Source organism: Glutamicibacter arilaitensis Re117, assembly GCF_000197735.1.
Classification (GTDB): domain Bacteria; phylum Actinomycetota; class Actinomycetes; order Actinomycetales; family Micrococcaceae; genus Glutamicibacter; species Glutamicibacter arilaitensis.
Genome location: NC_014550.1, coordinates 376520 through 390509 on the forward strand (window position 1 = coordinate 376520; position 13990 = coordinate 390509).

Genomic DNA, 13990 nt, shown 5'->3' on the forward strand with positions numbered 1-13990 from the left:
GTGGTCAAAGGCAGGAGGAGCATGGGTGCGTCAGCGCGTTGCGTGATCTTTGCTGCCGTGGCCTTCTTCTCCATGCTCGGCGAGGGCATGGCCGTTTTCGCTTTGACCCTTGCAACGGCAGACGAACTGGGGTCATGGGGCGTCACCGCATTATTCTTGGCAGGGCTGGTGCCTCCGGTGGTCTTTGCTCCTTGGGTGGGGCGCTGGGTGGACGGTTCTGCGCTTTGGCGCGTATGGATCATCAATCTAGGTCTGCACGTGCTGGTATTTGCAGCCATGGCGCTGGCCGGAAGCATCATTGCCAGCTTGGCTTTGTTGTCCGTGGCCAGCGTTTGCGCAGTCGTCAACGGTGCAGTGATCTTCAAACTCATCCCACGAATCCGCGGGGGATTCAGCGTCGCCCGGGCCAGCAGCTTTCTTGTGGTGGCGACCTCGCTGGCCGGCATCATTGCCCCTGCCGTTGCTTCCTTCGTTTTTGCAGCACGTGGCCTGGGTGTTGTGCTGTGGTGCGCGGCGTTAGGTTTCGTGATCCTCGCCGTGGCGGCGGTGCTGCTCTTTTCTTCGCAGCGCTCGAATCCGGATGAAACTGCTGCTTCCGCCGCGCCTACCGCGCCGCATGCGGCCGCTGCTGCACGAAGCACCGCGGTCTTGCTGCACGACTGGCGTCTGCGTGTGCTGTTGCTTCCAATGGCGGCCATTGTGTTGTTCACGGCTGCCGAGGGGGTGGCCGGGGTGTTCTATCTGCGTGAAGTGACCGCCACGGACACCGGGTACGCGGTACTGCTGGGGGCTTGGTCGCTGGGAGCTGTGGCCGGTTCGCTGGTTGGCGGCAACCAGCGGTTTGGCGCGCGCAGCGCGCTGCCGATCCTGCTCGGTGGTGCTGGAGTCGGAGCCGCAATTCTGGTTGAGGGGCTTTGGGCTAATCCTGCGGGTCTGGCTGTGGTCTTCTTACTGGGCGGAGTGGGCAACGGGCTGCATAATACTGGGGTGCGAACGGCGATCTACGACTACGTGCCAGAATCCCGGCATGGTGCGGCGTGGGCCCAGCTTCGGATGATGATCAACATCATGGTTGCGCTGGGATATCTTGTCGGGACCCCGGGGTTGTTTGTTGAGCCTGCCCAGCTGGTTATCGTCTTTTCCGGTGCCGGGACGCTACTGGCTATCGCCCTGAGCCTTGTATTGCTCAAGCGCAGGAACGGACAAAGTCCTATCTCGAATCGATGAGTCGCCGCTACGCAGCATTTCACTCCGGGCTGTTGCCTGAACCGAGCTCAGATCACTGAAATCATGGCTCAGCGCGCGAGCCAGGCATCAGGTAAAGGAGATCCTTCCTTCAACGGTTCCAATAATTTCTGCCACCTCTGACCCGTGGTGTTGAAGTACTGTCTTGCCGAACGCAAACGGGGAGTCCGCTGGAGGTGAAGTGCTGCGCCGCAACACGATACAATCAAGTATTCGAATATTTGTACTAGCTTTCAGCAGGGAGTGGTGGGTGTGGCTGACGAACAAGAAATGATGCCTCCGGGTGCCAGCCATGGACCGGTCCAAGCGGTCTCTGCAATGGGATTCCCCTCGCCAGCCCGCGATTATTTCGACGGCGGCCTGGATCTGAACCGTTTGCTGGTGCGTGACCGGGTTTCCACCTTCATCATGCGCGTCTCCGGCAACGCCATGCAATCAGCAGGAATCCATGACGGCGATGAAGTAATCGTGGACCGTTCGCTCTCCGTGCGCCATGGCTCTGTGGTGATCGTGAACCTCAACGGGCAGATGCTGGTGCGCCGCTGGCAGATCGATGGCCAAGAAGTCGGGCTGCTCAGCGATGAATCGCCGCTGCCTGTGGTGCTGACCGAAGGCGATGAAGTCAACGTTTTCGGCGTGATTACCAGGTGCCTGCATCATGTCCGCTGATCACGTGGCCCTGGTGGACGTGAATAACTTCTACGTCTCCTGCGAGCGGGCCTTCGACTATTCGCTGCGCAATCGCCCGGTTGTGGTGCTATCGAACAATGACGGCTGCGTGGTCGCTCGTTCCCAGGAAGCCAAGGATCTGGGTATTCCTACGGGGGAGCCGTTCTTCAAGGTCCAGCGCTATATGGACTCCCATAACCTTGCGGTGCGTTCGAGCAACTATGAGCTGTACGGCGACATGTCCGCCCGCGTCATGGAATTGCTAGGCCGTTATGGAACCTGGCACGAGGTGTACTCCATCGACGAGTCCTTCGTCGGGCTGGAAGGCAATCTGGAACAGGTGCGCAGTGTTGCCGCCCAAATCCGTGCTGCCATTGACCAGAGCATTGGCTTGCCGGTGTGTGTTGGCGTCTCATCAACCAAGACCCTGGCGAAGCTGGCCAACCATATCGCCAAACACAATCCGGGACTTGGCGGAGTTTGCGTCCAGCAGCTCATGGACCCCGAAGTGCTGGAGAATATTCTGCACCGAGTGCCGGTGACCGATGTCTGGGGAGTGGGCCGCAAGACCGGTGCCAAGCTGGCAGCGATGGGTATTGAATCCATCGCGGACCTGCAGGCAGCTGATCCGCTGGCGATCCGCAAGAAGTTTTCGGTCGTCTTGCAGCGAACGGTCTTCGAACTCAATGGGCAACGTTGCATCGGACCGGTGGAAGAACGAGCGGACCGCGGCCAAGTCATGTTCACCCGTTCCTTCTCCACTCCGGTACGAACCCATGAGGCAATGGAAGAAGTCATGTCGATCTATGCGCAAAAGGCCGCCAGCCGGCTGGCTCGCGAAGGCCGATATGCAGCACTGCTCACCGTGACCGCGGGAACGAGCCGATTCGCCCGGGGAGAAGCGTCCTTCCCGAGCGCACAGGTGCGCCTGCCCCGGCCGACACGGGATCCCATTCTGCTCAGCAAGCTGGCCATTGCTGCGATGCGCGACCTGATGCAGCCGGGAATTGACTACGTCCGCGGGGGAGTGATCCTTTCAGGGCTTAGTGATTCACCCGGAGAACAACAGCTGGATCTCTTTGGACAGAGCACGGATCCGGCTGCCGAAGAACAAGAAAATGTCTCCTCGGTAGTTCAAGATATTTCCGTTCGCTTCGGAGCCAAGTCCATCGGCCTGGGGCATGCAGGAATGGCTAAGAGCCCTGAATGGTCGATGAAACGTGAACACATTTCACAGCGCTACACCACGGACTGGGACGAGCTCTTGGTGGTTCAGGCCTAGGTCCAGCCAAAGGACAGCGCATCGTCGAGTCTTCTTCGGGAACCTCGCAGATTTCGATGGGAAGATGATCGCATGACAACACGTGCCAAGCAGCTCTTGTCAGCCGGAATGCTGATGACGCTGATGCTCGCTAGCTGCAGTGCGCCGAATGCAGGAAAACCGGCTCCGAGCACGCCAACGACCAGTGTCAACATCTCCAGTGGTCCGACGGCTCCTGCGCAGCCAACTGCTCCCAGCCAGACCAGCGCATCTAGCAGCCACCTCGACACGATGCCCACGCAGAGCCAGCAACCTTCACCGCGTGAGCAAGCCGAAGCATTGGCAAACGAACTAAGCGTCAGCGAACAGGCTTCCAGCCTCGTGATGGCTGGTGTCCCGGCGACGGGAGCGAGTGCAGCTGAAATTTCTGCGCTGAAGAAACAGGGAATTTCCAATGTGTTCCTGCGCGGGCGCTCGCAGTTGTCTGTGAAACAGACTTCCGTCAAGGTTCAGCAAATTACGCAGAGCTTGGAAGCCAACGTGCCGGCGGACTTGCCGGTATGGGTGGCTACCGACCAAGAAGGTGGTTTTGTTCGGGTGCAGCAGGGCCCGGGTTTCACCGAACTGCCAACCGCGTTGACGCAGGGAGGCTGGTCCCCCTCGAAGCTGAAACGTGAGCTCGGCGCAGTGGGCAAGCAGCTGGTTGAGGCGGGCATTAACGTGAACCTGGCTCCGGTGGCTGATGTGGTTCCTGCCGAACTCGGCACCGGCAATGCGCCTATCGGCTACTTTGGCCGCGAATACGCCCACGGTGCCACCGCGGTTGCCAAAACGATGGCAACAGTGAATGAAGCGCTTCATTCCCAAGGAGTGCAGCCGGTGGTCAAGCACTTCCCCGGGCTGGGCCGTGTCGCCAAAAACACCGATACCAATAGCGGGGTGGCCGATACGAAAATTGATGCGAACTCCAGTGATCTGCAGCCCTTCGAACGGGCTATCGAGCAGGACAAATCGTGGGTCATGGTTTCCAACGCCCGCTATGCCAAATTAGATGCGAAAAACGATGCACCGTTTTCATCGAAGATCATTACCGGCTTGCTGCGCGAGCAAATGGGATACGAGGGAATCGTGATTTCTGATGACCTCTGTGAAGCCAAGCAGGTGAGTTATCTTCAGGTGGGCGAGCGTGCAGTGAAGTTCGTTGCCGCTGGCGGAACCTTGCCTTTATGCGTGGAATCAGCTCCGGCGATCACCATGGCGAAGGCTCTGGCTGCCGAGGCTAAAGCAGATGGGAAATTCGCGGCCAAGGTAAAAGAAGCCGCCGTGAAGATCCTCGAGGAGAAGCTCAGCGCACGCCAAGCCGCACGGAGACAAATTAAAAGAGTAGGCCCGGGATGCTTCCTTACTCGCTAGGAAGCGTCCCGGGCCTGGTCTTGAGAGGTCGAGAGGCCTACTTCTTGCCCTTCACCTTTCCATCGGTTACTTCCAGCACCTGTGCACGATCGCCACTGGCGTTGTGCATGTGAAGCAGCAGGGCCTTGGAGGCCTTGCTGGAATCAGCAACGGTTACTGGAATCTTGGTGCCCTTCAGATCAGTGAACAGGCTGCCTTCCGCGCCGAAATCAACCTGTGGCTCAGCCACGTTGAACTCGATCCAGTCGGTCTGGTCAACTGGGATCATCGCACCGTTGTCATCGGTGTTGTACCAGGAGTAGCCAAGGACACGGTAGGAGATTTCCTTGGAGTCTTCATCCAGGCCCAGGGCCGAGAGGGAAACTGGCAGGATCGCCACGTTGGTGTCGTAGGTGTTGGTATCGACATCGCCGAGGACACCGTTCACCGGCTGCAGGTCGACCTGTTCTCCGGTAGCCAGGTTGAAGGTCGCAGCCAAATCGAGGTCTACTTCGTCGAATGCCGTGTTGAAGGTGACAAAGTCAGCCTCGCCGTCGCCATTGGTATCGATCTCGACATCCAGCTCGGTACCGCCAGCCAGGTGGGCCCAATTGTCCCAAGTGGAAATGCCGATGTTCAGCTGGCCGTCAGCAATGCCGGTTCGCGGAGCGGTGCTCGATGCGCCAACGTGCTTCAGGTCCATGGAACGGGCAGCAGGGATGTTGTCCAGCGAATCATCGCCGCGTTCGCTTGAAGCGCCCAGCTCGAATGCTCCGAGCAGGGAAGTGACCGAAGTGGCGCCTGCACCAGCGGTGATGTCATTGCCCTTCAGGCTCAGGGTGGTGGTATCCGCGCCCTTCTTCAGCTTCTTGAGCTTGCCTTCCATGTCTGCGCTAAGCTTTGGTGCTGCCTGGACTGGAATGCGCAGGGTAGGAACATCGCTTGCGCTCAGTTCCACGCGGCCGCTAACGTCGGCAACCCAAGCGCGAGCCAGACCCGACTGGGTGGTAGCCATGGTTGGATCGATGGTCTTGGCCCACTGCTGCGGGTCGACGCTCAAAGTGACGTTCAGCTTGGCGCTACCGCCAGCTGGAACCGTAACGCTGTTGCGATCCAGGGTGAAAGTCGCACCTGGGATCGTGGTCGCAGCGACGTAGTTGGCGTCGTAGGTCTGCGCCTTGTCGCTGGTGTTCTCGACGGTGATTTCACGCTTGGCACTGAAGTTCTTCTTGCCATCGACTTCGATGACACCGAAGACCACGCTGGTCAGATCCGCTGCTTCAGAATCGTACGCGAAGGCAGGGGTCTCAAGCGCTGCATCAGCCATGACACGGCCGGAACCAACACGGTTCGGGCCATAGGCGTTCCCGTTGGCATCCTTGATATCGGTTGCGGCGGTGTTCATGATGACGCTCTTAGCCTCGTATGGGCTGTAGTCGCTGTCCTCCAGAACCAATGCCGCGATACCTGCAACCAGCGGGGTTGCCATCGACGTACCGGTCATTACGGCAGTGCCCGTACCGGTACCAACGCCAACCGAACCGATCTGGGTGCCTGGAGCAGCCACATCTGGCTTGACCACGCCATTGGAACCGTGGACGCCACGTGAAGACGAGGAATTCAGCGTATCGGCAACGCCTGATTCGCTGGAGGATCCACCGACGAAATCAGGTGACAAGGTGACCTTCAAGGTGCCAGCTTCAGCTGCCGGACGCAGCTTGTTGGACTCATCCAGGGTGAACTGCGCACCTGGGATGGTCGCGTTGCCAGCGATACCTGCATCGAACAGGTTTAATTCTGCATCCAGCAGGACACCGGTGGCACCGGCGGCTTCAGCATTGTTGAAGCGAACGCCGGAACCACAAGGGAACTCGCCGTTTTCGCTCCACTGCAGCCAAACCCACTTGCCTTCCAATGAACCTGGTTCAAATGCGTCGCAACCGAAAGCGTTATCGGCAGGGGCCATGACGGCCTCGCCGGACAGCGCAGCTGGATCCGCGTTGGTGTAGTTGAAGTTAGCCGAGTACTGGCCCGAGGCTGCTCCGGCAACGTCTTCTGGACCATCGATCTGGATCTTCTCCAAGGTGACATGCGATCCAATGGAGTTGGCCACGGTCAGCGAGGAACGGGAGTTGCCTGGCGAACCGCCGACATCGGTGACATCGCCGGCGTTGCCGGAGGCGACAACCGAAAGGATGCCGGCCGCGCTCAAGGCATCGACAATGTCGTTTTCAGGGTCTTCCGTAGGGGAATGATCGGAACCAAGAGACATGTTGACCACGTCTGCACGGTCGGAGAAATCGCCGTCGCCGTTTGGATCCAGCACGTAGTCCAGTGCCTGGCCCACGACCGAGGAAGAACCGCCGCAACCGAAGACGCGGATGCCGATTAGCTGAGCGTTAGGAGCCGAGCCCGGGCCGACCTTCATCTCTGACAATGCATCGGCATCCAGCGAGGAGTAATCCCCGGTGAAAGTCGATCCATCGGCATTGACGCCGTAGCCTGCGGTGGTGCCGGCAACGTGGGAACCGTGTCCGGCAGCCTGGCAGTCCAGCGGGTTAGAGTCTGGATGAGGGATTGGCTGGTAGGTATCGGCCGAGGAATCAGCGTTGTAGTCATCGCCAACCAAGTCCCAGCCGCCAATGAACTTGTTGCTATCGATCAGACCGGAGTCTGCGCTTGGCAGTTCTTCAGAAGCCTGCGCTTCCTTGTAGCCTTCCAAGGTGCCTGGGCCGCCGAAGCTTGCGTGGGTGTAGTCCACGCCGGTATCCAAGACAGCTACCTTCACGCCGTCGCCGGTCTTGTCCAGGGACTTCCACGATTCCAGAGCACCGGTATCAACTACCGAGCTGCGGTTTGAAGGCTTCTTGGGAACAATGGAGCTGATCTTGGCAACGTCGCTACGCTGTGCAAGCTTTCGCAGGTCAGCGGCATCACCGGTCAGGGCTACACCCTTCAGTGCATTGTGCGTGGTGTAGATGACCTTGGAGTTGGCCTCGGCCGCCAGCTGCTTGCCCTTGGCCTTGACCTCCTTGCCGATCTTCTTGACCTTGGCGGCGTCCTTCTTCTTGCCTGACTTCTCTACAGTCTCGAAGGCGCCATCGCCTTGGAGCTGGACGTAGACAGAGACTTCACCGGTGGCTTTGGCCAGCGGTCCGGAGACTTTCAGGTTGGAAAGTGCTGATGAGCTGGTGATTGGCAAAGATGCGGCGTTTTCACCGTCACCTGGTTGGGGGATTCCTGCTGCGCTTGCCGGTCCTGACAAGGTAACAGCCAATGCAAGTGCAGTGGCTGATCCCAAAATCAGGTGCGGCACCTTCTGCGTGCGGCGAGTGACCATGATTCTCCTAGCTGGGCTGGATAGCGGTACTGCTCCCGTCATGGGCGGCCGATATTAAAGCGGTGCGAGCTTTGAAGATCGTCCGGGGTAAACCTCCGCTGGTGCGTATACCTCTAGCTGGAATCTTAGGTGACCTAGCTCATATATCAAGGGGTTATTGAACAGTTATCTTTGATTAGATACCGTGCTGGCTTGGGTGTTTCACAATAAATTCCGCGCACCACCGCAACAAACCCGCCCAGCAAGGCCTGGTGGGGGTGCATAATTTTTAGAAAAATTAAACACTTTGTTACTCACCAGTTCACTATTTGCTGGGCGGGTCGCAAGGAAATCAGGTTGCTCGAATTATCCGCTTAGAGTCGGCTCAAGAAGCTCTGCACTCGCTCGTCGAGCAGCTCAATGCGCTGGGCAACGACCACCATCGGATCCGGATAGATCGGATTCTTCGGAGGCGGAATGCGCACATTTCGCGAGCACTCGAAGTTCAAGCAGATCAGCGTTCCCAGCGTGTCGCCGTCACGTCCGGCTTGGCCGGCGCGCTTGGTCGTCCACATTCCTACGGCGCAAGGTATGTTCACGTCACGGCACATTTCGCACATGGCGGCGTTGGTCGGCTTGCGGCCGCCATCGGTGGGACGCAGCAGGATGCCGCGGGTTCGGCCAGAGTCATCGGTGTGGAAAAGATAGCCGCGCTGCATCATCTTCGGATCCCGCCAGCCCAGGTACTCCAAGGAGTCCCAGTCGAGGGAGTCGAAGTTTTCGGGCAACGTCAGTTTCTTGGCTTCCTGACGGCTGGCGTTGACGAAGGAAGAGCGAATGGTTTTTTCGGTTAATGGCTGCATGGAAAATCCTCAAATAGTCCGCGCGAACTTTCGGGCGCGCAGAATCATTAGTTTTCAAAAAGAGATGAGGTCTGCAGTGAGTCGAGGAATTAGTGGGTGCAGAAGAATTGCCCAGGGTACAGACCCTAAGCCGAGATTCCGGTTCCAACCCCGTTCGATACGCAGACGAACGGGCAGAGCGTCAAAGTGGCTTGCATAGCCGGCCGCCCTTCCCCGTGGATGTCCACGCATTAATTCTGGATAATTCCAGAACAACCATAACAAGTGCGCTTGGCTTGGGCCAATGGCTTAGCCCACAGTTAAAGCGGCTCTTCAAGTTTTAGCGTGGTGAGCCCGAAAAATAAGTAAGGCCCGCAGTCCTCTGCGAAAATGGATGTTGTCTAGACAAACCATCAGCAAGGAACTACGAGCCGTGTTTAAGGATACCGGTGGAAACGACGCTGCGTCGATTCTTCTCAACCTCACTGACTACCGCGTCATCGACGCAACCCAAGAACCAGCCGGACGACAAGTCCTTATCGAGCCCAAAGCCACAGAGGCAGCCTGTCCAACTTGTGGGGTGATCACCACCCGCATCCACGCCAGACCAGTGCACCGGGTCAAAGACCTCCCAACCGGTGGCAACGACATTAAGGTCCTGGTGCGCAAACGCCGGATGGCCTGCCAAGAGACCGCCTGCGAACGCCGCTCGTTCGTGCAAACCACCGAACAGCTACCGTTGAGGGCCAGAATCACTACCAGGCTCTCTCAAAAGCTCGTGGACGAGATGAGCTGCGAACTGCGAGCCGTGTCCAGGGTCGCTTCTGCGTACCAAGTTTCCTGGCCAACCGTGATGGCAAGAGCGAACATGGTCGGTGAGCTTGTAGGCAACGTGGACCGCATGTTCATCCGCCGCCTCGGTATTGATGAGCACCGTTTTCGTAAGGTCCGCTACGCACGCGGCCGCACCGGGAAAGTGGTCCGTATTGAGCCGTGGTCTATTGTCTTCACCGACCTGGATACCGGAAAAATTCTAGATATTGTGGACGGACGACGCTGTGCAGCGGTGAAGAAGTGGTTGAAGTCCCGGCCACGGTACTGGCGTCAACGAGTACAGTACGTGGCCATTGACATGTCTGCTGAGTTCCGCAAAGCGGTGCGGGAGAACCTGCCGAAAGCAAAGATCAGCGTGGACCATTTTCATGTCATTCAGCGGGCGAATCTCATGATTACTCAGGTGCGCCGGCGTCGCTCCCACGAGGTGCTCCAGCGCCGAGGAAGGGCCGCTGATCCGGCCTACAAGTATCGGAAACTGTTGACCTGCAATTTGGAGAACTTGTCGATTAGGCAAGTTGAGCGGCTGAAGTTGATCCTTGAAGCAGATCCTGAGCTGGGCGTGATTTATGGGATTAAGGAACACGTGCGGGAGCTGTTGAAAACCAGGGATATCCATGATTTTCAATCGAGGTGGGCGGTGCTGGAGAAATCGGTGAAGACAACGAAAATGGTGGAAGCGAAGTCGTTGTTCCGGACGCTGACTGCGTGGAGGCGCGAGTTGCTGGTGTTCATTCGTACGCGGTTGACGAATGCTCGGAGCGAGGCGGCGAACCTGACGGCGAAGAACTTGAAACGGATCGGTCGGGGTTATCGGAATCATGGTCATTACCGGGTCAGGATATTGTTATACACGGCGGGGCTACGGCCGTGCTGAGCATCCTGCACCACGCTTAAACTCGAAGAGCCGTTAAAGCAGTTTGCTGGCCAATTCCCAACGAAATTGGCCAGCAAACTGCGCAACCGCGAACGCTTAGCGGCGTCCGCCCTGCCAGAGCGCATCAAACGGGGTATTGCCAGAAACGCGATTTCGGATGCCTTCAGTAACAAAAGCCTTGGCAGTGCGGGCAGCCTCCAATGGGGTAGCTCCCTTGGCCAGCTCTGCAGTTACTGCAGCAGCTAGCGAACAACCTGCACCTGAGACCGCGACTTCGCCGATCTTCTTTTCACGCAGAACTTCCAAGGTGGTGCCATCGTAGAAGACATCGATGGCATCTTCGCCCGCGATACGAACCCCGCCCTTGGCCAGGACAGCTGCGCCGGAGACCTCATGGATCTTCTTGGCAGCCTCGATCAGATCACTTTCGGTGGTGATCTTGATTCCCGAAAGCTGTTCCGCTTCGAAGTGGTTTGGGGTGACGAAGGTAGCCAGCGGCAACAGGTTTGCCTTGAGCGCTTCGTCGGTATCCAGTGCGTGGCCTGGTTCCTGGCCCTTGCAAATCAGCACGGGATCGAGCAGGACGTTATCCCATTTCTGGGATTTCAGTGCGGTAGCAACGGTATTAATCGTTGCGGGCGAGCCCATCATGCCCAACTTTACGGTCCCCAACTTGTCTTCGTAGCAGGTCTGGATAGCTTCCAGCTGGTCTGCGATGACCTGCTGCTCAACAGGGACGAAGCGATGGTTCCACGAATCCTTAGGGTCAAAGGAGACGATGCAGGTTAAGGCCACGATGCCGTAGGTTCCCAGTTCCTGGAATGTCTTCAAGTCGGCCTGGGCGCCTGCGCCGCCGGTGGCTTCGGACCCAGCGATAGTCAAGGTCATGGCTGGGGAGGCAGTGTTTGTATTAGTCATAGTCTCAATTGTGGATAGTGCGGGTAGGGGAAGGGGCGGGGTTAGCAATGTTGCCAGAAGCTGAGCATGGTTGCTTTGGACCAGCCTTCAGGAAGCTGGTCGGCATGTTCGGCATTGGCTACTAACAGTAGCCAAGGAAGTCCGTGGCCAAAAGCGGCACCCGCGAAGTTAGCGAGAACTGCGCGGCGTGCGGTATCGGGGTCGGCAGGAGCGAAAAGGTCCGGGTCGGTGAGTAGCGCGTAGTTTTCACCGTAATGCATGCGGCCTCGGGCTACCGGGCGGTCGAAGTCAGTGACTTCAACGACGTCATAATTATCCATCGGCGCTTCAAAGAGCCCGGATGTATCTGCGAGCTTGACGACCTGTTCAACGTCATCTGGTTTTCCTGCCAGCAGATGCATGGTGGTCACCGGCTGCCAGCCGGACTCGGATAATGCCGCAGCGGTACTGTCGTTCGGTGCGCCCAAGAAGATCAGCCGCTGAGCGTCGGCCGGTGCGGTCCATGACGCCTCAGGCCAGTAGCGCAATATTTCCACGTCGTCGCCGTCCTGATTGACCGAACGAATCTCATATTGATTCGGAAAGGAAGCAAGACGATCACGCACGGTGGCGTAGTCGTGGGTCCAGCTAGGCAGTTCTCGCGCCATTGGGCTCATAGTGCTGCGTTCTCCTTTTGGTTCGCTAAGTGACCTTCTAGTGGCTATCGGCACCTTCGACTTTACGCCTTAAAACACTGTGATACGGAACTCTGTGTCCGGGGGTCATTCAGTAAGCAGGACGCACTGATTCCTAAGAGGCTTTTTGCTTTCTCAGCGGTACCGGTTTCGGGACCGCAGCTTCAGCAATTTCTGCAGGTCCAGGGTCCATGAGTGCCAGGACATCTTCAAAAAGGGAACGCACTACTGGTAAGCGGCAGAGCACCGCAAACTTGGCCACCACTGGAGCCATGTTCTTCATGAGAAGTCTGGAACGTCGTTGCTGTGGGGACTGGTCGAAGGCCCACGCTGAAAAGACCTGGCGGGAGACCAGTAACAAGAACTTTGGCAAGTCACGGCGGATGCCCAACGGGGGCAGCGGGCGGGACCCGGACACAACCTTCTCCCATAGTTCTAATTCAATGCTTGAAATTTCGTCATTGCTGAGATCGCGTGAGAGCAACAGGCGCAGGAATGGCGGGCCGAAATCGTGGTAGCCGGAAAGTGTTCGTACACCGGCGTCGAGTACTGTGCGGATGTTGGTTTCGAGGGTGTTTCCCTCATCGAGGATTCCAGAGCATTGGTCGTATTGCTCCTTGCGCAGGTTCAGCAGCAGCTGAGCCACAATGTCCTCTTTGGACTTGAAGTAGTAGTACGCATGGGACAGGGAAACCCCTGCGTTTGAGGCAATGGCGCGCATGCTCGAAGCTTTGTAGCCGTCCTGGGCGAAGCACTCCAGAGCGGTCGCTAAAAGCTTGGCTTGGGTCTGACGACCTTTTTCGGTGCGAGGTTGCGTGGTCATGTGGCCTTTTGGACAGGAGAACTTGAATTCGATTCTAGCAATAATTTGAACGCGTTCAAAAAATGAAAAAATTCATGCTGAAGTATGGGAGAGCAGTCACTGTATTATTTGTTTCCTCGATTTTATGGTTCGAAGATTCACAAGTGAGATACCAATTTAACAATTATTTGATTTCTGAAACATGATTGACGGATAAAGGTCAGATCTGTGTACATAGTGATGCATGGGATACTTGTTGCGTAAGTGCTAATACAGCGGGACAGCGCGTAGGCATAGCACCCTCACCCCTTTTAAAACTTGGGCTGGGTTGTGCCCCTTTAGCGACGTTCTGGCGAACCACTTTGACAAGGAAAAATTCATGGGCGACTCCAACGCCGACAACAAACTGATCCGAACCAAGAGTGCGGTATTCGCTTCTGCCGGTTCTCCCTACTTCTCCACGGTCCTCACCATGATGGGTGCGGTCGTGATTCTTTCGAATATTGGCGCTTCGAAAGGCGTCAGCTTCGGACCACTCATTACTGACGGCGGGTTCTTCCTCTTCCCGCTGGCCTACATTCTGGGCGACGTCATTTCCGAAGTCTATGGATTGAAGGCAGCGCGCCGCTCAATTCTGGTGACTTTTGCTTTGGCGTTCTTCGCCGTGTTCTGTTTCTGGGTCATGATCCAGCTGCCCTCGGCTGAGTTCTATGACGGGCAAGAAGCCCTGGAACGGACCCTTGGCCCAATCTGGCAAATTGTCGTTGCCTCCGCTTGCGGATTCCTGGTGGGCCAGCTTGCCAACTCCTGGGTGCTGGTTAAACTCAAGGAACGCTCGGGGGAGCGCGGACTGATTCTCCGATTGATCGGATCCAGCGGCGTGGGAGAATTCCTCGACACCCTGATTTTCTGCGCTATTGCTGCGCCGGTAATCGGCATCGCCGACGCACCCAGCTTCATTAACTATGTCGCGGTGGGCTTTGTCTATAAGACCGCCGTGGAGATTATATTTGTGCCGGTGACGTCAGTAGTCATCAGATGGTTCAAAAAGCGTGAACCAAGCTATGGCGAAACGGTAGCCACCAGCTAATTTTCCAGTGGGCATCATCCGTAAGGGTGATGCCCACTGCTGTACCCAGCGAATAAAGTTAGCGATA

Annotated in this window: 11 protein-coding genes; 6 read left to right on the forward strand and 5 right to left on the reverse strand. The window is 57.3% G+C overall.

What is annotated here, in order from left to right:
- Positions 1–21: 21 nt before the first annotated feature.
- The 4 genes from AARI_RS02145 (at position 22) to AARI_RS02165 (ending at position 4588) form a co-directional block, all read left to right on the forward strand.
- Positions 22–1227 (forward strand): MFS transporter, encoded by a 1206-nt coding sequence (locus tag AARI_RS02145; RefSeq protein ID WP_013347737.1) that lies wholly within the window; start codon positions 22–24, stop codon positions 1225–1227.
- Positions 1228–1497: 270 nt separating this feature from the next.
- The gene (locus AARI_RS02150; protein WP_013347738.1) at positions 1498–1914 is read left to right on the forward strand and encodes a LexA family protein; all 417 of its coding nucleotides are present in this window, start codon (positions 1498–1500) and stop codon (positions 1912–1914) included.
- Positions 1904–3196 (forward strand): Y-family DNA polymerase, encoded by a 1293-nt coding sequence (locus AARI_RS02155; protein WP_013347739.1) that lies wholly within the window; start codon positions 1904–1906, stop codon positions 3194–3196. Before AARI_RS02150 ends, AARI_RS02155 begins: the two co-directional genes overlap by 11 nt.
- 72 nt (positions 3197–3268) lie before the next feature.
- The gene (locus AARI_RS02165) at positions 3269–4588 is read left to right on the forward strand and encodes a glycoside hydrolase family 3 N-terminal domain-containing protein (RefSeq protein WP_013347740.1); all 1320 of its coding nucleotides are present in this window, start codon (positions 3269–3271) and stop codon (positions 4586–4588) included.
- Positions 4589–4625: 37 nt separating this feature from the next.
- Here AARI_RS02165 and AARI_RS02170 read toward each other — a convergent pair whose 3' ends face one another.
- Positions 4626–7907 carry a S8 family peptidase gene (locus AARI_RS02170; RefSeq protein WP_013347741.1) on the reverse strand — a complete coding sequence of 1094 codons (3282 nt, stop codon included), beginning with the start codon at positions 7905–7907 and terminating at the stop codon, positions 4626–4628.
- A 353-nt stretch (positions 7908–8260) separates the two neighbouring features.
- Complete coding sequence (locus AARI_RS02175; RefSeq protein WP_013347742.1) at positions 8261–8749, reverse strand: FBP domain-containing protein; 489 nt, start codon at positions 8747–8749, stop codon at positions 8261–8263.
- A gap of 412 nt (positions 8750–9161) precedes the next feature.
- On the opposite strand from AARI_RS02175, the gene AARI_RS02180 reads away from it, so the two are divergent.
- Positions 9162–10439 (forward strand): ISL3-like element ISAar13 family transposase, encoded by a 1278-nt coding sequence (locus AARI_RS02180; RefSeq protein WP_013347743.1) that lies wholly within the window; start codon positions 9162–9164, stop codon positions 10437–10439.
- A 96-nt stretch (positions 10440–10535) separates the two neighbouring features.
- Here the strand turns inward: AARI_RS02180 and AARI_RS02185 are convergent, their stop codons facing one another.
- The 3 genes from AARI_RS02185 to AARI_RS02195 form a co-directional block, all read right to left on the reverse strand.
- Entirely contained in the window at positions 10536–11357 is an 822-nt protein-coding gene (locus AARI_RS02185) for a hydroxymethylpyrimidine/phosphomethylpyrimidine kinase (RefSeq protein ID WP_013347744.1), read from the reverse strand.
- A gap of 41 nt (positions 11358–11398) precedes the next feature.
- A complete protein-coding gene (locus AARI_RS02190; RefSeq protein WP_013347745.1) occupies positions 11399–12013 on the reverse strand; it encodes a hypothetical protein in 615 nt (204 codons plus the stop codon).
- Between the two features lie 133 nt (positions 12014–12146).
- On the reverse strand, positions 12147–12854 hold the full coding sequence (locus AARI_RS02195) for a TetR/AcrR family transcriptional regulator (RefSeq protein ID WP_013347746.1): 708 nt from the start codon (positions 12852–12854) through the stop codon (positions 12147–12149).
- A 358-nt stretch (positions 12855–13212) separates the two neighbouring features.
- Between AARI_RS02195 and AARI_RS02200 the strand changes: the two genes are divergently transcribed.
- On the forward strand, positions 13213–13923 hold the full coding sequence (locus tag AARI_RS02200) for a queuosine precursor transporter (protein WP_013347747.1): 711 nt from the start codon (positions 13213–13215) through the stop codon (positions 13921–13923).
- Positions 13924–13990: the final 67 nt, after the last annotated feature.